We start from the raw sequence: 21,636 nt of genomic DNA, 5'->3' as shown, positions 1-21,636 counted from the left end.
CGGCGTGCTTCCTCCCAGCGGTGACCAGTTCGAGATCTCGGCCGGCGGCTACCGGGCGGTCGTGACCGAGAGCGGCGGCGCGCTGCGGGAGTTCTGCCACGGCGGTCGGCACCTCGTCGACGGCTTCGCGGTCGACGCGATGTCCTCCGGCGGCCGCGGCCAGCTGCTGATGCCCTGGCCCAACCGGATCCGGGACGGGCGCTACCGCTGGAGCGGGCGCGACCTGCAGCTCCCGCTGACCGAGCCGGGCCGGCACAACGCCTCCCACGGCCTGGCCCGCTGGGTCGCCTGGACCGTGGAGGAGCACACGGCCCACTCCGTGGCGCTGACCTACCGGCTGATGGCGCAGACCGGCTATCCGTGGACCCTGGACCTGCGGGTGGTCTACGACCTCTCGGCCGACGGCCTGACCGTCACCCAGACCGCCACCAACCACGCCGCCGAGGCGGCGCCGTACGCCAGCGGCGCGCACCCCTACCTCGCGGTGGGTTCGGGACCCGTGGACCGGCTGGAGCTCCTCGTCCCCGCGGCGAGCCGGACCCTGGTCGACGACCGGCTGCTGCCGGTCGGCCGCGAGCCGGTGGACGGCACGCCGTACGACTTCCGGGTGCCGCGGCCGCTGCGCCGGCTCCCGCTCAACGACGCCTTCACCGACCTCGAGCGGGACGCCTCGGGCGTGGCGACCGTGGTGCTGCGCGACCCGTCCTCGGGCCTGGGCGTGGCCCTGTGGGTCGACGGGCACCACGGCTGGCTGCAGGTCTACTCCGCCGACGACGTCGCGGGCACCGCCCGGCGCTCCCTGGCCGTCGAGCCGATGACCGCGCCGCCCGACGCGTTCCGGTCCGGGGAGGACGTCGTGACGCTCGGCCCGGCCGGCTCCGCCGACGACGAGCTCTCGACCTGCTGGGGCATCCGGGCCCTGGACTGAGCCCGACCGGATCGGGTCGGGTCCGGCCAGCCCAGCCGGCCAGCCCAGCCGGTCAGCCCAGCCGGTCGGCGAGCGTCCGGATCTCGCGCACGGCCTGCTGGGCGCGGGCCCCGTCGGAGCCCTGGATCCCCATCGCCGAGACGGTCGTCCCATCGCTGAGGTCCAGCGTCGCCCACGGCGCGCCAGGCGGCAGCCGGATCGCGACGACCTCGGCCCAGTCGAGCTCCCGGCGCCGGTAGCCGTTGACGATCACCAGCCGGTCGGGCTCGGCGACGACCCGCGAGCGGACCAGCGCGTAGATCACCGCGTAGCCGAGCGCGGTCAGCACGACCATCGTGCCGATCTGGAACGGCGTGAACTTGGCGCGGTTCTCCGCACCCAGGGTCACCCAGGCGACCCCGAAGACCACGAGCAGCGCGCCGCCGAAGACGATGCCGGCGATCCGTGGCCCCAGCGGTCGCCAGGTGCGCGGCAGCCGCTGCTGCGCGGTCGCGGGGTCCGGACGCTCAGAGTCGGCAGGCATTGATCTCCGTCAGCAGGATGCCGCGGGCGCCGCGCTCCCACAGCTCGTCCATCAGCCGCTGGGAGCCCTCGCGCGGGACCATCGCGCGAACCGCGACCCAGCCCTCGCGGTGCAGCGGGGAGACCGTCGGGCTCTCGATGCCCGGCGTCAGCGCGACCGCCGCCTGCACCCGGTCGAGCTCGATGTCGTAGTCCATCATCACGTAGCTGCGGGCCACCAGGACACCGTCGACGCGGCGCTTGAAGGTCTCGAACCCGGTCGGCACCTCGCCACGGCGGGTGACCAGGACCGCCTCGGAGTCGAGGATCGTCTCCCCGAAGGTCTCCAGGCCGGCCTGGCGCAGGGTGCTGCCGGTCTCGACCACGTCCGCGATCGCGTCGGCGACCCCGAGCTGGATGCTGGTCTCGACCGCGCCGTCGAGTCGCACGACGTCCGCGGCGATCCCCCGCTCGGCCAGGAAGTCCCGCACCACGCCGTCGTAGGACGTGGCGATGCGGGTGCCGGCCAGGTCGGCGACCTCGGAGAACGACCCGCGCGGGCCGGCGAACCGGAACCGGCTGCGGCCGAAGCCGAGCGCGACGACCTCCTCGGCGTCGGCGCGCGAGTCGCGCAGCAGGTCGCGCCCGGTGATGCCGACGTCGAGGGTGCCCCTCCCGACGTACAGCGCGATGTCGCGCGGGCGCAGGTAGAAGAACTCGACGCCGTTCTCGGCGTCGGTCAGGGCGAGCTGCTTGGAGTCGTCGCGCTGGCGGTAGCCGGCCTCGCGCAGGATCTCCTGGGCGGACTGGGACAGCGATCCCTTGTTCGGGACTGCTACGCGGAGCAGGGGCGGGGTGGCAGACACGGGATCCTCAGAGGTGGGCGTAGACGTCGTCGAGCGTGATCCCGCGGGCCAGCATCAGCACCTGGGCGTGGTAGAGCAGCTGGCTGATCTCCTCGGCCGCGCGCTCGGCGCCCTCGTGCTCGGCGGCCATCCAGGACTCGGCGGCCTCCTCGACCAGCTTCTTGCCGATCGCATGGACCCCGGCGTCGAGCTCGCGCACGGTGCCGGATCCTGCGGGTCGGGTCCGGGCCTTCTCGGACAGCTCGGCCCAGAGCTCGTCGAACGTCTTCACGGGCCACCAGCCTAGGTGGTCCCGCGAGCGCCCCGGCCTCCGGGCCAGGGCGCGGACCCACGGCCGCGCGCTGGTAGGTTCACGCCCATGAGCCACGCCGCGCCGTTGGCAGTCCAGCGGCGGCGGTTCGCGAGGGCTGTGCCCTGCTCCGCACTGCTGTGCCTGGCGTTCGCGGTCCTGCTCTCCCCCCTGGTGCCGGCGTCGGTGCGGGAGCCCGCCAGCGGCCTGGGCCTGATCACCTCGGCGGCGGTCGGCATCACCGCCTGCCTGGTGCGGGTCCGCCAGACCCGGGGCCGCCGACGGCGCACCTGGGTGCTGGTCGCCGCCGCCGGGCTCGCCGGCATCGCCAGCAACCTGTGGGTGGCCGGCATGGGCGCCGACCCGGTGGACTCCCCCAGCGGGGTGGGCGACGGCATCATCTGCCTGGCCCTGCTGCTCTCGACCGCCGCCCTGCTCACGTTCCCCACGATCCGCCGGCGCGGCATCGACCGGACCCTGCTGATCCTCGACGGCGCGGTCATCGCGGCGGCCGTCGTGGTGACGACCTCGATCCTGGTCTACCAGCGGGTGCTGGAGAGCGACTCGGCGCACCGCACCGCGCTGACGACCCAGCTGATCCCGGTCTTCGACGTCGTGCTGGTCACCGTGGCGCTGCTGCTGATCGTGCGCAGCACCGGCGCCGACCGGCCGGCGCTCGCCCTGATCTCGGCCGGCTTCGTGATGTACACCGTCGCCGACCTCGCCTTCGCCGTCCTGGTGGCGACCCGGGAGTTCCAGTTCGGCACCCTGGTCGACCTGGGCTGGATGGCCGGCTACCTCCTGATCGGCCTCGCCGCCTGGTATCCCAGCGCCCACGAGGAGGGTCCGTCCCCGGCCCCCGCCAGTCTCTCCGACGCGCGGGCGACAGCCGTCGTGTACGCCGTGGTGCTCGTGGCCGGCGCCGTGCAGGTGCTGGCCCCGGTGGCGGGACGCTTCGGGACCGCCCAGGGCCTGCTGTGGCTGGTGATCGTGGCCGCCGTCGGCGCCCGGCAGACCCTGCTCACCCTGGACCACAGCCGGCTGCGCCGGGGGCTGGAGGAGCAGGTCCGCGCACAGACCGCCGACCTTCGCCGGATGGCCCGCCAGACCGACCTGCTCGTCAGCTCCGTCGGCGACGGGATCTACGGCGTGGACGGCGCGGGCCGGGTCACCTTCGTCAACCCCTCGGCGGCCCGGGCCCTCGGCTGCGCCCGGGAGGACCTGCTCGGCCAGGACGCGCACGAGCGGTTCCACGCGCCGCGCCACGACGGCACGCCGTACCCCTGGGCCGGCTGCTACGTCGCCGAGGCCATCCGTGACGGCCACAGCGCGCTCGCCGAGCAGGACGTCTACGTCCGCGCCGACGGCGAGCGGTTCCCGGTCGAGATCACCGCGAGCCCGATCCACGAGGACGGCGCCTCGGGCCCGGCCAGCGGCGCGGTCGTGGTCTTCCGCGACATGACCCAGCGCCGCGAGATCGACCGGATGAAGAACGAGTTCGTCTCGGTCGTCAGCCACGAGCTGCGCACCCCGCTGACCTCGATCCGGGGCTCGCTGGGACTTCTCGCCGGCGGCGCCCTGGGTGCGCTCGGGCCCCGTGCGCAGGGCATCGCCGAGACCGCGCTCGAGAGCAGCGAGCGGCTGACCCGGCTGATCAACGACATCCTCGACCTCGACCGCATCCAGTCCGGCAGCGGCGACCTCGAGCTGGGGACGCACGACGTGGCGGACCTGATCGCCCGGTCCACCGGCGAGATGGGCGCGATGGCCGACGCGGTCGACGTCACGCTGGTCAACGGCCCCGCCGGCGGCCGGGTCTTCGTGGACGCCGACCGGATCGTGCAGACCCTGACCAACCTGCTCGGCAACGCCATCAAGTTCTCCGACCCCGGCAGCGAGGTCGTCGTGTCCGCGACGCCCGGCGAGAACGAGGTCGTGTTCAGCGTGCTCGACCACGGGCGCGGCATTCCGGCCGACAAGCTGGACGCGGTCTTCGAGCGCTTCCAGCAGGTGGACTCCTCCGACGCGCGCCAGAAGGGCGGCACCGGCCTGGGGCTGGCCATCAGCCGCGGCATCGTCGAGCGTCACGGCGGCCGGATCTGGGCCGAGAGCGGGCCCGGGCTGGGCACGACCGTCTCCTTCAGCATCCCCCGGGCCAGCCGGACCCACCGGCCCGCGCCGCGCGCCGCCGTCGCGGTGGTCGGCGGCACCGACCGGACCGCCGCCACCTGGACCGAGCAGCTCACCGGGCACGGCTTCGACCTCGTGCACGTCGGCCGCGCGGGCTTCGCCGACGCCGGCGACCCGGGAGCACGACCGCCCGCCCTCACCCTGCTGGCCCTGCCGCTCGGCGACGGCGTCGACCCGCTGAGCCTGTGCACCTCGCTCCAGGTCGCCCTGGGCGCCCCGCCGAGCGACGCCGAGGTGCTGCTCATCGAGACCGACCACCAGCTCCGGCGGGCGCTGACCGAGGCGCTGACCGGCCACTGCGCGCGGGTCACGGCTGTCGATCCCGATCAGGACGCGCCGAGCGGTGGTCCGGAACACGAGGCCGGCCCGCGAGTGCTGCTGGTCGACCTCGACGCCCGCGACGCGGTCGCCACCCTGGCGCGGCTGCGCGACCGCCCGGCGCAGCGCGCCGCGCTGGTCGCCGTGCACCGCACGGAGGTCGCCCCAGGCTCGGCGACGCAGGCGCTGGCCCACGACATCCTCGCCGTGGCCACCGGGGTCATGGCACGACAGAACGGAGAACCTTGGTGAACCCCAAGAGTCCGCCCGCGCCGAGTGCCGCAGGTCTGGACATCACGCTGCGCACCGGCGTCGGGGAGGGTCGCACCCACCTGTCGGCGTTCGACCACGCGCTGCTGCGGGCCGGCGTCGGCAACTACAACCTGATCACGCTGTCCTCGGTGATCCCGCCCGCCAGCCGGCTGCACCACGTGGACGACGGCGCTGTGGACCCCGTCGAGGGACGCCACGGCGACCGGCTCTTCTGCGTCCTGGCCGCGGCGTACGCCGACCAGCCGGGCGACACGGGGTGGGCCGGCCTGGGGTGGGCCGTCGACGACGAGACCGGCGCGGGTCTCTTCGTCGAGCACACCGCGACCTCCGAGAAGGCCCTCCAGGAGCTGATCCGCTCCAGCCTCGAGGACCTGGTCGCGCACCGCGGCGGCGGCTTCGAGCGCCTGGAGATGCTCACGGTCTCCGCGACCTGCACCGAGCTGCCGGCCTGCGCGCTCGCGGTCGCGGCGTACGAGACCGTCCCGTGGAGCGTCGGGTGAGCGCCGAGGCGCGGCCCGCGGCACCGGTGCGGGTCACGGTGGCCACCGACCTGGACGCCGCGACCTCCGCGCGCTACTACGAGCTCTACCGGGAGACCTTCGGCGAGCTCGAGCACCGGGCGGTGGCGCGCCAGCTGCTGCACGAGTCGGAGTTCCTCGAGGAGATGCACGACCCGCGGGTCAGCAAGTACCTCGCCTGGGACGGCGACCAGGTGATCGGCCTGACCACGCTCACCCGGCACCTGGAGACGGTGCCCTGGATCAGCCCGGGCTACTTCGCCCACCACTACCCCGAGCAGTCCGCGCGCGACGCCGTCTACTACCTGGGCTTCACGCTGGTGCGGCCCGGTCACCGCCAGCAGCGCGTCTTCGGGGCGATGATCGCCGCGGTCACCGACCTGATCCTCGCCGAGCGCGCCGTGTGCGCGTGGGACATCTGCCTCTACAACGACGAGCTCGGCCTCGGCGCCGGGATCCAGCAGATGCTCAGCGTGCACGCGGCGCTCGACGTGCACCCGATCGACCGGCAGACCTACTACGCGGCCGAGCACGTCGTCCGCTGAGCCGGCCGGCACGGATCGGCGCTAGGCTGCCGGCCAGCCGGTGACAGTCCCTCGGGGGACCCGGGGCGATGAGGAAGAGGTGGTCTCGTGGCGGACGGCGCGGTTCCCACCGTGCTGGTGGTCGACGACGACGACTCGATCCGCGAGATCACCCAGATCGCGCTCGAGCTGGTCGGCGGGTGGCAGGTCCTGCCGGCCAGCGGCGGCGAGGAAGCCGTCCGGATCGCCCGGGAGCAGCGTCCCGACGCGGTGCTCCTCGACGTGATGATGCCCGGCATGGACGGTCCCAGCACGTTCCAGCACCTGCGCGACGACGCGGCCACCCGGGACATCCCGGTGGTGTTCCTGACCGCGAAGATCCGCGGCGACGCGCACGAGGCCTGGGCCGGCCTGGCGGTCGCCGGTGTCATCTCCAAGCCGTTCGACCCGATGTCGCTGGCCACCGAGATGGCCGCCCTGCTGGGCTGGTAGCCCGGGCGGCGCTCAGGCGTCGTACCCGCGCCGGACCCGCTTGAGCGTCTGGGCGGTCAGAAGCGCCGCGGACGCGGCCTCGTAGCCCTTGTCCTCCCGGGACCCCTCCAGGCCGGCCCGGTCCAGCGCCTGCTGCTCGTCGTCGCAGGTCAGCACGCCGAACCCGAGGGCGACCGTGTGGTCGAGCGCGACTCGGGCCAGGCCGTCGGTGGCCGCGGAGCAGACGTACTCGAAGTGCGGGGTGCCGCCGCGGATCACCACGCCGAGCGCGATCACGGCCTCGTACCCGTGGGCCGCGAGCGCGCCCGCCACGACCGGCAGCTCGAACGCGCCCGGCACCCGGACCACCACTGGCGCGTCGACGCGGTAGTCGGCGAAGGCGCGGGCGGCGCCGGCCAGCAGGCCGTCCATCACCTGCTCGTGCCAGGTGGCGGCGACGACCGCGACCCGCAGGTCGTGGCAGTCGACGGGCTGGTGGGTGGGGGCTCCGGCTCCGCTCATCGCGGACCTCCGTTCGTGAGGGTGCTGGCGACCGGGTCCGCGGGGTCGGTGCGCGGGCCGTGGTCCAGGTCCGGCAGCACGTGTCCCATCCGGTCCCGCTTGGTCAGCAGATAGGCGAGGTTGTGGTCGTTGGGGTGCGGGGTGAGCGGTACCCGCTCGGTCACGGTGATCCCGTAGTCCTCCAGGTCGGAGACCTTCCCCGGGTTGTTGGTCAGCAGCCGGACCGCCTCGACCCCGAGATCCTTGAGGATCTGGGTGGCGGTGCCGTAGTGCCGGGCGTCGGCGGGCAGGCCCAGGTCGAGGTTGGCGTCGACGGTGTCGCGACCGCCGTCCTGGAGCTGGTAGGCCTGCAGCTTCCCGACCAGGCCGATCCCGCGGCCCTCGTGCCCGCGCAGGTAGACCACGACGCCCCGGCCCTCGGCCATGATCCGCTCGATCGCCTCGTCCAGCTGCGGTCCGCAGTCACAGCGTCGGCTGCCGAAGACGTCACCGGTCAGGCACTCCGAGTGCACCCGGGTGAGCACCGGCTCGGGCCCGGAGACGTCGCCGTGGACGAGGGCGAGGTGCTCGGAGCCGTCGATCGTGATCCGGTAGCCGTAGGCCGTGAACTCGCCGGCCCGGGTCGGGAGCCGGGTCTCGGCGACCCGCTCCACGTGCTCCTCGTGGCGGCGGCGGTACTTCACGAGGTCCTCGATGGAGATCATCGCCAGGCCGTGCTCGTCGGCGAACTCGCGCAGCTCGGGGGCCCGCTTCATCGTGCCGTCGTCGTTGACGACCTCCACCAGCACCCCCGCCGGGGTCAGCCCCGCCAGCTTCGCGAGGTCCACGGCGGCCTCGGTGTGCCCGCGGCGCACCAGCACCCCGCCCTCGCGGTAGCGCAGCGGGAAGACGTGGCCGGGGCGGGTGATCTCCCAGGGCTCGGTCGCCGAGTCGGCCAGGACCCGGGCGGTGTGGGCCCGGTCCGCGGCGGAGATGCCGGTGCTGACGCCGTCGCGGGCGTCCACCGAGATCGTGTACGCCGTGCGCAGCCGGTCCTTGTTGTGCGGGGTCATCAGCGGGATCTCGAGCCGGTCCAGCATCTCCCCGGGCATCGGCACGCAGATCACGCCGCTGGAGTGCCGGATCGTGAACGCCATCAGCTCCGGCGTGGCCTTGCTGGCCGCGAAGATGATGTCGCCCTCGTTCTCGCGGCCCTCGTCGTCGACGACCACGACCGCCCGGCCGGCGGCGATGTCGGCGACGGCGCGCTCGACGGGGTCGAGCCGGATCCCGCCGTGCTGCGGGCGGCCCAGGGGGTTGCTGGTCATGCGGGAACTCCTTCGTCGACCGGGATGGCCCCCGGCCTGGTGCGAGCGGCCCGCTCCAGACGCCACCAGGCGAACAGCCCGATGACGCAGAACGCGCCGTAGAAGAGGTACATCGCCGCGGTCGGGTAGTAGCCGGCGCGGACCAGGCTGGTGACGCCGACGACGTCGACCGCGATCCAGACCAGCCAGAACTCGACCCACCCGCGGGCCATGCCCCAGGTGGCCAGCAGCGAGCCGGCCAGGATCCAGGCCTCGGTGGCCGGGCCCCAGGAGCCGATCCGGTGCAGGACGGCCCAGGCCACGGCGTACGCCGCGGCGCCGGCGGCGAGCAGCACCAGCCGCTCGGACCAGGTGGCCCAGCGCGGCGCCCAGGCGACGCGGGCGGCGCCCTCTGCCCGGTGCCGCGACCAGCGCCACCAGCCGTAGCCGCCGACGATCGCGAACATCACCTGCCGCCCGGCCTGCCCCCACAGCGGCTCGGCGACGGCGCCGCTGAGCTCGCCGCTGACGAAGACCGTGAACAGCAGCGCGTTGCCGACCAGGCCGACCGGCCAGGCCCACACGACCAGGCGCATCCCGAGCAGCGCGCTGGCGAGCCCGAAGACGTTCCCGACCACCTCGCGGACCGCGAGGTGGCCCTCGCCGACGGCGATCTGCCCGTGCAGGAGCCAGTCCAGCATCAGGAGTCCTCCCCCGTCGCCGACCGGTCCAGGTAGCCGCCGGCCAGCAGCCGCTCGACATGCTTGGCGATCACGTCGGCCTCGAGGTTGACCAGGTCCCCGGGCGCCCGGCGCCCGAGGGTGGTGCGGGCCAGGGTCTCGGGGATCAGGCTCACCGTGAACGAGGCCTCGCCGACGTCGACGACGGTGAGGCTGACGCCGTCGACGGTGATCGAGCCCTTGTCGACCAGGTAGCGCGACAGCGCGGGCGGCAGCCCGATCTCGACGACCTCCCAGTGCTCGCTCGGGGTCCGCGCGAGGATCTCGCCCACCCCGTCGACGTGGCCCTGGACGAGGTGCCCGCCGAGCCGCTTCTCGACGGTGACGGCGCGCTCCAGGTTCACCCGGTCGCCGGGGGCCACACCCCGCAGGCCGGTCTTGTCGAGGGTCTCCTGCATCACGTCGGCAGTCCACGTCCCCTCGGTGCGCGCGGCCACCGTCAGGCAGCAGCCGTTGACGGCGATCGAGTCGCCCAGGCCGGTGCCGTCCAGGGTGACGTCCGCCCGGACGGTGAGCCGGATCGCGTCCCCCTGGTCCTCGACGACGTCGACGGTGCCGAGCTCCTCGACGATTCCGGTGAACATGTCAGGCCTCCTGGGCGGGAACGAGTGTGAGTCGGATGTTCGGCTGCTCGCCGTCGACGCCGGGGAGGACCGTCACGTCGGTGACCAGCGGGCGCAACGCCGCGGCGATCGTGGGAATTCCCAGGTCGCCCACCGCCGCCCGCCCCGCGCCGAGCAGCAGCGGCGCGACGTACGCCACGATCTCGTCGACCAGGCCGGCGCGCAGGAAGGCGGCAGCCAGCGTGGGACCGCCCTCGAGGAAGACGTGCCGGCGCTCGCGGCGGTGCAGCTCGGCGAGCGCCGCGTGCGGATCGCGGGTGCGCAGGTGCACGGTCTCGGCGTCGGGGCCCAGCACCCGGCGGCCGGGGTCGAGGTCGCGCTCGCCCATGACCGCGCGCAGCGGCTGGTGCGCCAGCGGCGTGCCGTGCTCGTCGCGGACCGTGAGCAGCGGGTCGTCGATCGCGACGGTGCCGGTGCCGACCAGCATCGTGTCGCACTCCGCCCGCAGCCGGTGGGTGTCCAGTCGGGCGGCGGTGGAGCTGATCCAGCGGCTGGTGCCGTCGGCGGCGGCGCTGCGCCCGTCCAGGCTGGCGGCGAACTTCCAGGTGACGAGCGGCCGGTCGTGCTCGACGGCGAAGGCCCAGGCCCGGTTGAGCGCGCGGGCGTCGTCCTCGAGCAGCCCGCTCTCGACCTCGACCCCGGCGGCGCGCAGCGTGGCGGCCCCGCCCGCGGCGAGCGGGTTCGGGTCCTGCTGCGCGAGCACGACGCGGCGCACCCCGGCCCCGACCAGGGCCAGCGCGCACGGCCCGGTCCGGCCGGTGTGGTTGCACGGCTCGAGCGTCACGACCGCGGTGCTGCCGCGGGCGGCCTCCCCCGCCCGGGCCAGCGCGTCGACCTCGGCGTGGGCGGTCCCGGCGCCGCGGTGGAACCCCTCGGCGATCGTGCGGCCCGCCGCGTCCAGCAGCACGCACCCGACGCGGGGGTTGGGCCCCCGGGGGATGCGCGGGGTGGCCGCGAGCGCGAGTGCGCGGCGCATCGCGTCGCGCTCGGCGTCGCTGAAGGTCATCGGTGGGCCCCTGGTCCGGTCGCGGTCTCCGGGGCCTGACGGGTCGCCCTGCGCTCGTCCGTGGTCGGACGGCCGGGGTCACCTGCGTGCGTCTTCCCATCCGGACTTTCACCGTCGGTCCAGGAGTTGCACCTGATCAACCGGTCGCTGGCTGCGACCGGGTCGCGGACTTTCACCGCCGGCTCGGAATTACACCGACCCCAGAGCACGCGAGTAGTTAGCTCGTCGGGGACGAGTCTGCCACAGCCGGGCCACGACGGCCGGCTCGGCGGCCCACCAGGCGGAACCGGGAGGCGGCGTCCGTCAGTGGCCCGTCAGTGGCGCGCGGTCTCCGCGGCGGCGCGCAGCTCGGCCACCATCCGGTCCGGGTCGTCGGCGGAGTAGACGGCCGAGCCGGCCACGAACACGTCGGCGCCGGCCTCGGCGCAGCGCTCGATGGTCTCCAGCGACACCCCGCCGTCGACCTGCAGCCAGGTCTCCAGCCCGTGCTTGGCCAGCAGCGCGCGGGCCCGGCGGATCTTCGGCAGCACCAGGTCGAGGAACTTCTGGCCGCCGAAGCCGGGCTCGACGGTCATCAGCAGCAGCATGTCCAGCTCGGGGAGCAGGTCCTCGTACGGCTCGACCGGGGTGGCCGGCTTCAGCGCCATGCTGGCCCGCCCGCCGGCCGCCCGGATCTCACGGGCCAGCCGCACCGGCGCCTTCGCGGCCTCGGCGTGGAACGTGACCGAGCCGCAGCCCGCCTCGACGTACGCCGGGGCGTGCCGGTCGGGGTCCTCGATCATCAGGTGCGCGTCGAGCGGCAGGTCGGTGCTGCGCGCCAGCGCCTCCACCATGGTCGGGCCGAAGGTGAGGTTCGGGACGAAGTGGTTGTCCATGACGTCGACGTGCACCCAGTCGGCGCTGCCGATCCGGGCGACCTCCGCCCCGAGGTTCGCGAAGTCGGCGTTGAGGATGCTCGGCGTGATCTGGATGTGTCCCACGGGGCACGATCCTAGGCGTCGGCGAGCAGGTCGACGCGGCGGCCCGGGGTCACTCCTCGGGGTCCGCCGGCGGCTCGGCGCCCTCGGCCTCGTCCCGCTCGGCCCACTCCAGCAGCGGCGCGATGTCGAAGACGTGCTCGTCGATGTCGGCGTGCAGGTCGCCGAGCCGGGCGAACCGCTCGGGCACGGTCGCGATCGTGAAGTCCCGCGGCTCGCACTCGTCGACCTCCTCCCACCGGATCGGCGTGGAGACCCGGGCGTCCGGCAGGCCGCGCACGGAGTACGCCGCCGCGATCGTGTGGTCCCGGGCGTTCTGGTTGTAGTCCGGGAACACGGCCGCCGGGTCGCGGTCCTTGCGCCACCAGGTCGTCGTCACGTCCTGCGGGGCGCGTCGCTCGACCTCCCGGGCGAACGCGAGAGCGCCGCGGCGTACGTCGGGAAAGCCGTGCTCGGGCTTGATCCGGACGTAGATGTGCAGGCCCTTGCTGCCGCTGGTCTTGGGATAGCCGACCGCCCCGAGCTCGTCGAGGACCTCCTGGGCCACGTGCGCCACCCGCCGGACCGCGGCGTAGTCGGCCGCGGGCCCGGGGTCGAGGTCGATGCGCCACTCGTCGGGCGCCTCGGTGTCCTCGCGGCGGCTGTTCCAGGGGTGGAACTCGACAGTCGACATCTGCACCGCCCAGATGACGCTGGCCAGCTCGGTGACGCAGAGCTCGTCGGCGGTGCGGTTCCAGCGCGGGAAGTGCAGCTGGACCGTCTCCACCCACGGCGGAGCGCCCGCCGGCAGCCGCTTCTGGTGCACCTTCTCCCCCGCCAGCCCCTTCGGGAAGCGGTGCAGCATGCAGGGGCGCTCCCACAGCGCGTTCACGATGCCCGGGCCGACCGCGAGGTAGTACTCGACCAGGTCCAGCTTGGTGGCGCCGCTCTCGGGGAAGTACACCCGGTCGGGGTTGCTGACCCGCACCACCCGGTCGTCGACCTCGATCTCGACCGAGGGCGACTTCGACGCTGCCATGCTGCCAACCTAGCGGCGCCCGGCCCTACGGTGTACGACGTGGACTTCGACCAGCCGCCCGTCATGCGCGTCGAGGTGGTGCCGGGGCCCGGCCTCGAGGACCGGCACTGGCCGATGACGATCCCGGCGGTGGCCCAGCTGGCGCGCGAGGGCCTCGACCTGCCCCGCGGCGTGACCTTCCTGGTCGGCGAGAACGGGTCGGGCAAGTCGACGCTGGTCGAGGCGATCGCCGCGGCGTACGGCCTCAACCCGGAGGGCGGGTCGACCGGAGCCCGGCACCGGACCCGGCCCAGCGAGTCACCGCTGGGACACCACCTGCGGCTGCGGCGCGGGATCGGCGCCGGCCGCTGGGGGTTCTTCCTGCGCGCCGAGACCATGCACGGGCTCTACTCCTACCTCGAGGAGAACGGGGTCGGCGGCGAGGCCGTCCTGCACGAGATGAGCCACGGCGAGTCGTTCCTCGAGGTGCTGCGCACCCGCTTCGACTCCCCCGGCTTCTACTGCCTCGACGAGCCCGAGGCGGCCCTGTCGTTCTCCTCGACCCTGGGGCTGGTCTCGACCCTGCACCGCGTGGTCGAGGACGGCGGGCAGGTGCTCTGCGCGACGCACTCGCCGGTGCTGGCCGCGATGCCGGGAGCCACCGTGCTCGAGGTCGGCGAGTGGGGCTACCGCCCGTCGCGCTGGGAGGACCTCGAGCTGGTCCAGCACTGGCGCGCCTACCTCGACGCCCCGCAGCGCTACCTGCGCCACGTGCTCGACTGAGCCCCCCTGGCGCTCAGGGCGGAGGGAGCAGCACCAGTCGGGGCTCGGCCTCGCCGAGCCGACGGTCGACGGCAGCCCGCAGCGAGCCGTCGTGGACGATCCGGGTCAGGTTCCGGCCCGGGCACGGGGTGCTCGGCTCGTGGTCGCCGTGGCCGGCGATGGTGTCGGTGCCGGCGCCGTGGTGGAAGGCGCCCCAGGCCAGGATCGCGGTCAGCCCGGCGAGCTGGGCCGGCGTGACCGGCTGGGCGTCGAAGTGCCCCAGCAGGCAGACCTGCAGGTGGCCGGCGGTGTCGTACGGCGTGTAGGAGTCGCCCGCCGTACCGCTGTCGCGCCCCTCGTGCACGACGCCGGCGAGGTCGACGAGGTAGTGGTAGGCGATGTCCGGCCACCCCGACCCGAGGTGCTCGCGCTGCAAGGACCGCAGCTGCGCGGCCGCCCGGGCGTTGTCCCGCAGCCGGTAGGCACTGTGGTGGACGGTGAGCCGGGTGACCTCGTGCTCGACAGCACCGTCGCGGGCCGGCACCGCGCCCCAGCCCTCCCGCGCCCGGACCACCACCGCCCCCGGGTCGTCGGGCCCGTACGTCGCCGCCGCGTCCGGCTCCTCGGGCTCCGCGTCGTCCGAGGCGCACCCGGCGACACCCAGCGCGAGCCCGGCGCCGAGCACGGCCCGTCGGGTCAGCGGCTTCGGGGCCATCGCACCGCCTCCCTCCTGACCCGGCCAGCGTCGCCCACCCAGGAGCCCTTGTCGAGAGACGGCCTCGCCCTCGGTCGTCGACGTCCGGGAGCCGCGTCGCGGGACTACTCGGCCAGTTCTCGCGCTTCTCGGCCCGTGCAGACCCCCAGAACCCCGCGGATCCCCGGTACGCCGGGGATCCTCGGCGTCCCCCGGGCGCCGTCAGCGCTTGCGCAGCAGCGCCAGGAACTCAGCGCTTGCGGAGCAGGGCCAGGAACTCAGCGCTTGCGCAGCAGCGCCAGGAACTCAGCGCTTGCGGAGCAGCGCCAGGAACTCAGCGCTTGCGGAGCAGCGCCATGAACATCGCGTCGGTGCCGTGCCGGTGCGGCCACAGCTGGAGGGTCCCGGGGGTGGGGCCGGCGGCGTCGGGGACCTGCGGGAGCAGGCCGGCGGCGTCCTCGAGGACTGCGTCGCGGCGCTGCTCGAGGACCGAGGTGACGACCCCGGAGGTCTCGGCGGTCACCGGCGAGCAGGTCGCGTAGAGCACGACGCCGCCGGGGCGGACCAGGTCCAGCGCGGAGGTCACCAGGGCGCGCTGCAGCAGCACCAGCTCCAGCAGGTCGTCGGGGCGCCGGCGCCAGCGTGCCTCGGGGCGGCGGCGCAGCGCGCCGAGCCCCGTGCACGGCGCGTCGACCAGGACCCGGTCGACGCTGCCGGGCGGCAGCGGCGCGGCGGTGCCGTCGGCGGCCAGGACCCCGAGCAGGCCGGGGGCGCCGTCGCTGCCGGTCACCGCACGGCGTACCAGCCGCGCCCGGTGGGGCTGCCGCTCGATCGCGAGCAGGCGCGCGCCCCGCTGGGCGGCCAGCGCGGCGAGCAGGGCGGCCTTGCCGCCCGGGCCGGCGCACAGGTCCAGCCAGAGCCGGTCCGGCCCGTCGACGGGCGCGGCGGCGAGCGCCTCCGCGACCAGCTGGGAGCCCTCGTCCTGCACGCCGGCGCGTCCCTCGGCCACCGCGGGCACCGCGCCCGGGTCGCCGCCGTCGAGGACGACGCCGTAGGGCGAGTACGGCGTGGGCGTGCCGGGCAGCTCCTCGCGGGTGGCCCGGCCCGGACGGGCGACGAGCGTGACCCGGGGTGCCGCGTTGTCGGCGGCCAGCAGCGCGTCCAGCTCCTCGGGGCCGACGGCCTGGCGCAGCTGCTCGACCACCCAGCGGGGATGGGAGTGCGCGATGGCGGCGTGGCCGACCGGGTCGGTGCCGGCGTCCGGGGCGACCTGCGCGACCCAGGCGTCCAGGTCCCGCTCGGAGACCCGCCGCAGCACGGCGTTGGCGAAGCCGGCCGCGCCGGCGCCGACCCGGGACCGGACCAGGTCCACTGTCGTGCTGATCGCGGCGTGGGCCGGCACCCGCATCCCGAGCAGCTGGTGGGTGCCGAGCCGCAGCGCGTCGAGCACCTTGGCCTCCACCTTGGCCAGCGACCGGTCGATGCAGGCGGCCAGCACCGCGTCGTAGGTGCCCTGGCGGCGCAGCGTCCCCGAGGCGAGCTCGGTGGCGAAGGCCGCGTCGCGACCGGTCAGGCCGTGCTCGCGCAGCACGGCGGGGAGCACGAGGTTCGCGTAGGCGTCGTTGACGCGGACGGCCTTGAGCACGTCGAGGGCCGCGGCGCGGGCCGGGTCGGCGACGGGCCGGCCGCGGCCGGCGGCGGCCGGCGGGCGGGCGGCGTTGCGCGGGCGGTTGCCGCCGCGGCGCCGGGCGGGCTCAGCCATCGCCGAGGTGCTCTCGGACCAGGCGCTTCGGCGCGCGGGCGGCCCAGGCCTCGGTGATGACCTCGGCCAGCTCGTCCCGGTCGATCTCGCCGAGCCGGGACTGCGAGACGAGCACCGCGTTGCTGCGGGTCCGCTCGAAGTGCTCGATCGTGAAGAACGGCAGCCGCTGGTCCGCGAGCAGCGCCCGGGTCTCCCCCGGGCCGGCGGTCACGATCACCAGCAGGTCGTCGTACGGCGCCCCGGTCGCGGGGTCGAGCGCATGGTGGTCGGGCTTGCGGAACAGCACGAAGCCCCGGCCGCGGACCAGGTAGGTCGGCACGTCGCCCCACGACGTCCCGAGCTCGACCTCCGGCAGCGACCGGCAGATCTCGTCGACGTCCTCGGGCCGCGCCGGCCTGCGCTCAGCCGTCACCGAGCACGGCGCCCGTCTCGACGCGGGTGCCGCGCGCCCAGTCCGCGGCCCCCATCTGCTTCTTGCCGAACGCCTTGACGTCGCCGAGCCGGACCGCTGTGGTGCCGGTGCCGACGAAGACGGCGTTCTTGCGGACCCCGAGGGTGCCCGGGGGCAGCTCCACCTCGGCGTCGACGGTGACCGGGCCGATCTTGATCCGCTCCCCGGCGTACGTCGACCAGGCGCCGGGCCCCGGGGTGCAGGCCCGGATCCGGCGGTCCACCGCGACCGCGGGCTCGGTCCAGTCGATGCGGGCGTCCTCGACCAGGATCTTCGGGGCGAAGCTGACGCCCTCCTCCTGCTGGGGACGCGCCTCGAGGGCGCCCTGAGCAATGCCGTCCAGGGTCGCGACCAGCAGCCCGGCTCCGCCCTCGGCGAGCCGGCCGAGCAGGTCGCCGGCCGTGTCGGTGGGCCGGATCCGCTCGGTCATCACCCCGAAGGTCGGGCCGGCGTCGAGCTCCTTGACGATCCGGAAGGTCGTGGCGCCGGTGACCTCGTCGCCGGCCCAGATCGCGTGCTGCACCGGGGCCGCGCCGCGCCAGGCGGGCAGGCAGGAGAAGTGCAGGTTGACCCAGCCGTGGACCGGGATGTCCAGCGCGGACTGCGGCAGCAGGGCGCCGTACGCGACCACCGGGCAGCAGTCCGGGGCCAGCGCCCGCAGCTCGGCCTGGAAGTCGGGGTCGCGGGGGTGGGCGGGCTTGAGCACCGGTACGCCGAGCTCCTCGGCGCGCTGGGCGACCGGGCTGGCAACCAGCTTGCGGCCGCGCCCGGACGGCGCGTCGGGGCGGGTGACCACCCCGACCAGCTCGTGGTCGGAGGCGGCGACGGCGTCCAGGGCGGGCACGGCGACCTCGGGGGTGCCGGCGAACACGACGCGCATCACAGACCGAACCCGAGGGTGCGGTGCGGGCTGACCTTCACGGTCGGCCGCTCGAGGCCGAACCACTCCGACTCGCGGATCTCGCGCATCGCGGCCTTGCGGGCCTCGGCGTCGAGCCGGTCGATGAACAGCACCCCGTCGAGGTGGTCGGTCTCATGCTGGAGGGCCCGGGCGAGCAGCTCGGAGCCGTGGATCGTGACCGGCTCGCCGTGCATGTCGAAGCCCCGGGCGACCACCGAGAGGGCGCGGCGGCAGTCGTAGGTCAGGTCCGGCAGCGACAGGCAGCCCTCCGGGCCGTCCTGGGTCTCCTCGGAGAGGTCGAGGACCGGGTTGACCAGGTGACCCGGCTCGCCGTCGACCTGCCAGGTGAACACCCGCAGCCCGACCCCGATCTGCGGGGCGGCCAGGCCGGCGCCCGGGGCGTCCAGCATCGTGTCGGTGAGGTCCTCGACGAGCCGGCGCAGCTCGCGGTCGAAGTCGACGACCTCGACGGCGGGCTTGCGCAGCACCGGATCGCCGAAGAGTCTGATGGGCTGGATCGCCACGGGTGGTCGTGCTCCTCGGCTGCTGTGGATCTCGCGGATGGGACGTCGACCAACGATTCTACGGACCCGCGGATCACAGGCTCGGCGGGTCCACCTGGATCCGCACCGGATCGAGCTTGCGGCTGGCCCGGACCCGCTGCAGCTCGCCCAGCGAGCGGGACAGCGCCGGGCCCTGGGCGCGCGGCACCCGGAGCACCACCCGGCTCTGCTCGTCGACCTCGACCGGCCCCAGGACGTCGGCGGCCGGCGGCAGGTCCAGCAGCGTCACCGCGTCGTCGACCGCGCCCGGGTCGCCGGTCAGCGTCGCCATCCGCGAGGCCGGCGGCAGGTGCGCCGCCACCCGCTCGGCGGTCTCCCGCTCGGCGAAGCCGGCGTGGTCCCAGCGCACCAGGGCCTGCAGCGCCGGGTGCGCGGCGTCGCCGACCACCAGCGCGCGCCCCCCGGGGCGGACCAGGCCGACGGCGTTGGACCAGCGCCGCAGCGCCTCCTCCTCGGTGCGCAGGTCGGCGCGGCCCAGCAGCAGCCAGGTGTCGAGCAGCACCGCGACGGCGTACCCGCCCTCGGCGACCGGCTCCGCGCCGGGGGTGGCGACCACGATCCCGGGGCGGCCCTCCACCTCGGCCAGCACCCGCTCCCCGGCCGAGGAGACGACCCGGGCGCCCGGGAACGCCCGGCCGAGCTCCTCGGCGGTGCGGGCGTCGCCCAGGACCGGGGCCCGCAGGCCGCGGTGGCCGCACTCGGCGCAGGCCCACCCCGGGGCGGCGGTGCCGCACCAGCGGCACCCCGGCGGGGTGCCGGGGCCGGTCAGCGCCAGCGGGCCGGCGCAGGCGGCGCAGCGCGCCGGGGTGCGGCAGCGCTCGCAGGCCAGCGCGAGGACGTAGCCGGCTCGGGGGGTCTGCACCAGGACCGGCCCGTCGGCCAGGCCGATGCGGACCGCGTCGTGGACCTGGCGCGGCATCCGGCTCGCCCGGGCGTGGGCGTCCCGCTCCAGGTCGAAGTCGCTGGCCCCCGCCACGGCGACCCGGACCCGCTCGCGCACCAGGACCCGCGGCGGCGCGAGCTCCTGGGCCCAGCCGGTGCGCAGCAGGTAGGCGGCCTCGACGGTCCGGGCGAAGCCGCCGACGATCGCCGCAGCGCCCTCTCTCTCGGCGCGCAGCAGCAGGGTCTCGCGGGTGTGCGGGTACGGCGCCCGCGGCTCGGCGTGCAGGTCGTCGCCGTCGTCCCAGACGACCACGAGGCCGAGGTCGTGCACCGGGGCGAAGGCGGCGGCACGGGTGCCGACCACGACCGGGCGGGCGCCGCGGGCGACCGCGAGGAAGTCGCGGTAGCGGGCGGCCGGGCCGACGTCGGCGCGCAGCACGACGTGCTGGCCGGGTCCGAGCACGTCGGTGAGCGCCGCGGCGACCCGGTCGGCGTCCTTGCCGTCGGGGACGCAGATCAGCGTGCCGCGGCCGCCGGCGAGGGTGGCGGCCGCCGCGTGGGCGAGCAGCCGCGGCCAGTCCTCGCCGGGCGCGGCGGCCCACACGCCCCGGGGACGCCCGGAGCTCGCGAGGTGGCGCAGGAACGCCTCGGAGAGCGGGTACGGCGCCCAGGCGGCCACCGCGTCCGCCAGCGCCGACGCCGGGGGCCCGGCGGGTGCCGGCTCGCTGGGCTCCTTCTCGGTCGTGGCGTGCCGGGGCGGGACCGCGAGCCGCAGGACGTCGGAGCGGGTGCCGGCGTAGCGCTCGGCGAGGTCGGCGGAGAGCGCGGCGACCTGGGGGCTGAGCACCGGCTCGGGACTCACCACCCGGCGCAGCGGGACGAGCCGTCCGGCGTGGTCGGACTCGGCGGCCCGCTCGACGACGTACCCGTCGACGTCCTGGCCGGCGAAGCGGACCTTGACCCGGACCCCCGGCTGCGCGGCGTCGGCCATCGTGGCCGGCACTGCGTAGTCGAAGGGCCGGTCCAGGTGGGCCAGCGCGACGTCGACCAGCACCCGCGCGACCGGGTCGACGTCGGCGATCTCGGCGGTGGCGGCCCGGCGGGCCCGGGTCGCCCGCGCCTTCGCCTGCGACTCGCGGGCCGTCGCCCGGACCATCCCCGGAAGCTCGGGGTGCTCCAGGCGCTCGGGGCTCATGGGCAGATGTCTACCAGCGGGCGCCGACGCCGTACCTCGCGGGGGAAACCGGAGCTTCCGGGCCACCGGCTCGGCCCAGAAGCTCCCACCCGGTCACCCGGCGACGGCGGCGTTCAGGGCCTCGGCGCGGTCGGTGCGCTCCCAGGTGAACTCGGGCAGCTCGCGGCCGAAGTGACCGTAGGCAGCGGTCTTGGCGTAGATCGGGCGGAGCAGGTCCAGGTCCCGGATGATCGCGGCCGGGCGCAGGTCGAAGACCTGGAGGACTGCCTGCTGGATGACCTCGTCGGAGACCGTGCCGGTGCCGAAGGTCTCGATGAAGACGCCGACCGGGTGCGCCTTGCCGATGGCGTAGGCGACCTGGGCCTCGCAGCGGCGGGCCAGCCCGGCGGCGACGACGTTCTTGGCGACCCAGCGCATCGCGTAGGCGGCCGAGCGGTCCACCTTCGACGGGTCCTTGCCCGAGAAGGCGCCGCCGCCGTGGCGGGCCATGCCGCCGTAGGTGTCGACGATGATCTTGCGGCCGGTCAGGCCGGCGTCGCCCATCGGGCCGCCGACCACGAAGCGGCCGGTCGGGTTGACCAGCAGCCGGTAGCCCTCGGACGGGATGTCGAAGGAGGCCAGCACCGGGTCGATGACGTGCTTCTTGATGTCGGGCTGGAGGGTGTTCTCCAGGTCGATGTCCTCGGCGTGCTGGGTCGAGAGCACGACGGTGTCGACGCGCACCGGGCGGTTCTGCTCGTCGTACTCGATGGTGACCTGGGTCTTGCCGTCGGGGCGCAGGTACTCCAGCGTGCCGTCCTTGCGGACCGCGGAGAGGCGCTCGGAGAGCGTCTGGGCGATCTTGATCGGCAGCGGCATCAGCTCGGGGGTGTCGTCGCAGGCGTAGCCGAACATCAGGCCCTGGTCGCCGGCGCCCTGCTGGTCGAGCTCGTCCTCGGAGGACCCGACCCGGGCCTCGATGCCGGTGTCGACGCCCTGGGCGATGTCACCGGACTGCCCGCCGATGGCGACCATGACGCCGCAGGAGTTGCCGTCGAAGCCCTTCTCCGAGGAGTCGTAGCCGATGTCGAGGACCCGCTGACGGACCTTCTCCTTGATGTCGACGTAGCCGCTGGTGGTGACCTCGCCGGCCACGACCACCAGGCCGGTGGTCAGCAGCGTCTCGACCGCGACCCGGCTGTGCGGGTCCTGCTCGAGCATGGCGTCGAGGACGGCGTCGCTGATCTGGTCGGCGATCTTGTCCGGGTGACCCTCGGTCACCGACTCCGACGTGAAAAGGCGTCCAGTCACAGTCCTGCTCGCTCCCGCTCGTTGAAGGTGGCCGCTGGTGGGGCGGTCGAGGTGCTGGGCGAGGTGCCCGTCACCGGATGTCGCGGACACGATAACGCCGCGTGTGC

The 21,636-nt window shown here is 74.8% G+C and carries 23 protein-coding genes and 1 riboswitch; of the genes, 6 read left to right on the top strand and 17 right to left on the bottom strand.

Annotation, left to right across the window (positions count from 1 at the left end):
- Positions 1 to 4 precede the first annotated feature (4 nt).
- On the top strand, positions 5 to 928 hold the full coding sequence (locus EBO35_RS08485; protein ID WP_122817328.1) for an aldose 1-epimerase family protein: 924 nt from the start codon (positions 5 to 7) through the stop codon (positions 926 to 928).
- A gap of 52 nt (positions 929 to 980) precedes the next feature.
- Here the strand turns inward: EBO35_RS08485 and EBO35_RS08480 are convergent, their stop codons facing one another.
- Genes EBO35_RS08480 through EBO35_RS08470 form a run of 3 tightly spaced genes read right to left on the bottom strand, consistent with a single transcriptional unit; the run spans position 981 to position 2,566 of the window.
- Positions 981 to 1,451: a PH domain-containing protein gene (locus EBO35_RS08480; RefSeq protein ID WP_122817327.1), complete on the bottom strand. Its 471-nt coding sequence runs from the start codon at positions 1,449 to 1,451 to the stop codon at positions 981 to 983.
- Positions 1,435 to 2,277 (bottom strand): ATP phosphoribosyltransferase, encoded by an 843-nt coding sequence (gene hisG / locus EBO35_RS08475; RefSeq protein ID WP_122819509.1) that lies wholly within the window; start codon positions 2,275 to 2,277, stop codon positions 1,435 to 1,437. The genes EBO35_RS08480 and hisG overlap by 17 nt, the downstream gene beginning before the upstream one ends.
- 25 nt (positions 2,278 to 2,302) lie before the next feature.
- Positions 2,303 to 2,566, bottom strand: coding sequence for a phosphoribosyl-ATP diphosphatase (locus tag EBO35_RS08470; RefSeq protein WP_122817326.1), 264 nt, complete (start codon positions 2,564 to 2,566; stop codon positions 2,303 to 2,305).
- A gap of 87 nt (positions 2,567 to 2,653) precedes the next feature.
- Here EBO35_RS08470 and EBO35_RS08465 point away from each other — a divergent pair, with 87 nt between their 5' ends.
- The 4 genes from EBO35_RS08465 to EBO35_RS08450 all read left to right on the top strand — a co-directional run bounded on the left by EBO35_RS08465 (position 2,654) and on the right by EBO35_RS08450 (position 6,899).
- Positions 2,654 to 5,344, top strand: coding sequence for a sensor histidine kinase (locus tag EBO35_RS08465; protein ID WP_122817325.1), 2,691 nt, complete (start codon positions 2,654 to 2,656; stop codon positions 5,342 to 5,344).
- Entirely contained in the window at positions 5,341 to 5,865 is a 525-nt protein-coding gene (locus EBO35_RS08460) for a pyruvoyl-dependent arginine decarboxylase (RefSeq protein WP_206422714.1), read from the top strand. Before EBO35_RS08465 ends, EBO35_RS08460 begins: the two co-directional genes overlap by 4 nt.
- Positions 5,862 to 6,428 (top strand): hypothetical protein, encoded by a 567-nt coding sequence (locus EBO35_RS08455; RefSeq protein ID WP_206422713.1) that lies wholly within the window; start codon positions 5,862 to 5,864, stop codon positions 6,426 to 6,428. The genes EBO35_RS08460 and EBO35_RS08455 overlap by 4 nt, the downstream gene beginning before the upstream one ends.
- An 87-nt stretch (positions 6,429 to 6,515) precedes the next feature.
- A complete protein-coding gene (locus EBO35_RS08450; protein ID WP_241153929.1) occupies positions 6,516 to 6,899 on the top strand; it encodes a response regulator in 384 nt (127 codons plus the stop codon).
- Between the two features lie 12 nt (positions 6,900 to 6,911).
- On the opposite strand, the gene ribH is transcribed toward EBO35_RS08450, so the two are convergent.
- The 7 genes from ribH to ligD all read right to left on the bottom strand — a co-directional run bounded on the left by ribH (position 6,912) and on the right by ligD (position 13,050).
- Positions 6,912 to 7,400 (bottom strand): 6,7-dimethyl-8-ribityllumazine synthase, encoded by a 489-nt coding sequence (gene ribH / locus EBO35_RS08445; RefSeq protein ID WP_122817324.1) that lies wholly within the window; start codon positions 7,398 to 7,400, stop codon positions 6,912 to 6,914.
- Positions 7,397 to 8,707, bottom strand: coding sequence for a bifunctional 3,4-dihydroxy-2-butanone-4-phosphate synthase/GTP cyclohydrolase II (locus EBO35_RS08440; protein ID WP_122817323.1), 1,311 nt, complete (start codon positions 8,705 to 8,707; stop codon positions 7,397 to 7,399). The genes ribH and EBO35_RS08440 overlap by 4 nt, the downstream gene beginning before the upstream one ends.
- A complete protein-coding gene (locus EBO35_RS08435) occupies positions 8,704 to 9,387 on the bottom strand; it encodes a nicotinamide mononucleotide transporter family protein (RefSeq protein WP_122817322.1) in 684 nt (227 codons plus the stop codon). The genes EBO35_RS08440 and EBO35_RS08435 overlap by 4 nt, the downstream gene beginning before the upstream one ends.
- Positions 9,387 to 10,010 carry a riboflavin synthase gene (locus EBO35_RS08430; protein ID WP_122817321.1) on the bottom strand — a complete coding sequence of 208 codons (624 nt, stop codon included), beginning with the start codon at positions 10,008 to 10,010 and terminating at the stop codon, positions 9,387 to 9,389. The genes EBO35_RS08435 and EBO35_RS08430 overlap by 1 nt, the downstream gene beginning before the upstream one ends.
- A 1-nt stretch (position 10,011) precedes the next feature.
- Entirely contained in the window at positions 10,012 to 11,055 is a 1,044-nt protein-coding gene (gene ribD / locus EBO35_RS08425; RefSeq protein WP_241153928.1) for a bifunctional diaminohydroxyphosphoribosylaminopyrimidine deaminase/5-amino-6-(5-phosphoribosylamino)uracil reductase RibD, read from the bottom strand.
- Between the two features lie 82 nt (positions 11,056 to 11,137).
- A riboswitch (FMN riboswitch) is annotated at positions 11,138 to 11,268 on the bottom strand.
- Positions 11,269 to 11,369: 101 nt separating this feature from the next.
- Positions 11,370 to 12,035, bottom strand: coding sequence for a ribulose-phosphate 3-epimerase (rpe, locus tag EBO35_RS08420; RefSeq protein WP_122817320.1), 666 nt, complete (start codon positions 12,033 to 12,035; stop codon positions 11,370 to 11,372).
- A 49-nt stretch (positions 12,036 to 12,084) separates the two neighbouring features.
- Positions 12,085 to 13,050 carry a non-homologous end-joining DNA ligase gene (gene ligD / locus EBO35_RS08415; protein WP_122817319.1) on the bottom strand — a complete coding sequence of 322 codons (966 nt, stop codon included), beginning with the start codon at positions 13,048 to 13,050 and terminating at the stop codon, positions 12,085 to 12,087.
- 39 nt (positions 13,051 to 13,089) lie between these two features.
- On the opposite strand from ligD, the gene EBO35_RS08410 reads away from it, so the two are divergent.
- Positions 13,090 to 13,812 carry an AAA family ATPase gene (locus EBO35_RS08410; RefSeq protein WP_241153927.1) on the top strand — a complete coding sequence of 241 codons (723 nt, stop codon included), beginning with the start codon at positions 13,090 to 13,092 and terminating at the stop codon, positions 13,810 to 13,812.
- A gap of 13 nt (positions 13,813 to 13,825) precedes the next feature.
- On the opposite strand, the gene EBO35_RS08405 is transcribed toward EBO35_RS08410, so the two are convergent.
- The 7 genes from EBO35_RS08405 to metK form a co-directional block, all read right to left on the bottom strand.
- Positions 13,826 to 14,506: an N-acetylmuramoyl-L-alanine amidase gene (locus tag EBO35_RS08405; protein ID WP_122817318.1), complete on the bottom strand. Its 681-nt coding sequence runs from the start codon at positions 14,504 to 14,506 to the stop codon at positions 13,826 to 13,828.
- 313 nt (positions 14,507 to 14,819) lie between these two features.
- Positions 14,820 to 16,247 (bottom strand): RsmB/NOP family class I SAM-dependent RNA methyltransferase, encoded by a 1,428-nt coding sequence (locus tag EBO35_RS08400; RefSeq protein WP_122817317.1) that lies wholly within the window; start codon positions 16,245 to 16,247, stop codon positions 14,820 to 14,822.
- Positions 16,240 to 16,659, bottom strand: coding sequence for an MmcQ/YjbR family DNA-binding protein (locus EBO35_RS08395; RefSeq protein WP_122817316.1), 420 nt, complete (start codon positions 16,657 to 16,659; stop codon positions 16,240 to 16,242). The genes EBO35_RS08400 and EBO35_RS08395 overlap by 8 nt, the downstream gene beginning before the upstream one ends.
- Positions 16,649 to 17,578, bottom strand: coding sequence for a methionyl-tRNA formyltransferase (fmt, locus tag EBO35_RS08390; protein WP_122817315.1), 930 nt, complete (start codon positions 17,576 to 17,578; stop codon positions 16,649 to 16,651). Before fmt ends, EBO35_RS08395 begins: the two co-directional genes overlap by 11 nt.
- Positions 17,578 to 18,123 carry a peptide deformylase gene (gene def / locus EBO35_RS08385; protein ID WP_122817314.1) on the bottom strand — a complete coding sequence of 182 codons (546 nt, stop codon included), beginning with the start codon at positions 18,121 to 18,123 and terminating at the stop codon, positions 17,578 to 17,580. Before def ends, fmt begins: the two co-directional genes overlap by 1 nt.
- Positions 18,124 to 18,196: 73 nt before the next feature.
- Complete coding sequence (locus EBO35_RS08380; protein WP_206422712.1) at positions 18,197 to 20,239, bottom strand: primosomal protein N'; 2,043 nt, start codon at positions 20,237 to 20,239, stop codon at positions 18,197 to 18,199.
- Between the two features lie 93 nt (positions 20,240 to 20,332).
- Positions 20,333 to 21,529 carry a methionine adenosyltransferase gene (gene metK / locus EBO35_RS08375; RefSeq protein WP_122817313.1) on the bottom strand — a complete coding sequence of 399 codons (1,197 nt, stop codon included), beginning with the start codon at positions 21,527 to 21,529 and terminating at the stop codon, positions 20,333 to 20,335.
- Positions 21,530 to 21,636 lie beyond the last annotated feature (107 nt).

It is taken from the genome of Nocardioides pantholopis (assembly GCF_003710085.1).
Taxonomy (GTDB): Bacteria; Actinomycetota; Actinomycetes; order Propionibacteriales; family Nocardioidaceae; genus Nocardioides; species Nocardioides pantholopis.
The sequence above is the reverse complement of the archived record's forward strand: the minus strand, read 5'-3'. Positions and strand labels throughout refer to the sequence as shown.

Coding starts and splice junctions, on each gene's coding strand:
- ribD (WP_241153928.1), bottom strand. CDS start 11,055: ATGACCTTCAGCGACGCCGAGCGCGACGCGATGCGCCGCGCACTCGCG.
- EBO35_RS08440 (WP_122817323.1), bottom strand. CDS start 8,707: ATGACCAGCAACCCCCTGGGCCGCCCGCAGCACGGCGGGATCCGGCTC.
- fmt (WP_122817315.1), bottom strand. CDS start 17,578: ATGCGCGTCGTGTTCGCCGGCACCCCCGAGGTCGCCGTGCCCGCCCTG.
- EBO35_RS08380 (WP_206422712.1), bottom strand. CDS start 20,239: ATGAGCCCCGAGCGCCTGGAGCACCCCGAGCTTCCGGGGATGGTCCGG.
- ribH (WP_122817324.1), bottom strand. CDS start 7,400: ATGAGCGGAGCCGGAGCCCCCACCCACCAGCCCGTCGACTGCCACGAC.
- EBO35_RS08405 (WP_122817318.1), bottom strand. CDS start 14,506: ATGGCCCCGAAGCCGCTGACCCGACGGGCCGTGCTCGGCGCCGGGCTC.
- ligD (WP_122817319.1), bottom strand. CDS start 13,050: ATGGCAGCGTCGAAGTCGCCCTCGGTCGAGATCGAGGTCGACGACCGG.
- EBO35_RS08465 (WP_122817325.1), top strand. CDS start 2,654: ATGAGCCACGCCGCGCCGTTGGCAGTCCAGCGGCGGCGGTTCGCGAGG.
- EBO35_RS08430 (WP_122817321.1), bottom strand. CDS start 10,010: ATGTTCACCGGAATCGTCGAGGAGCTCGGCACCGTCGACGTCGTCGAG.
- EBO35_RS08435 (WP_122817322.1), bottom strand. CDS start 9,387: ATGCTGGACTGGCTCCTGCACGGGCAGATCGCCGTCGGCGAGGGCCAC.
- EBO35_RS08480 (WP_122817327.1), bottom strand. CDS start 1,451: ATGCCTGCCGACTCTGAGCGTCCGGACCCCGCGACCGCGCAGCAGCGG.
- EBO35_RS08400 (WP_122817317.1), bottom strand. CDS start 16,247: ATGGCTGAGCCCGCCCGGCGCCGCGGCGGCAACCGCCCGCGCAACGCC.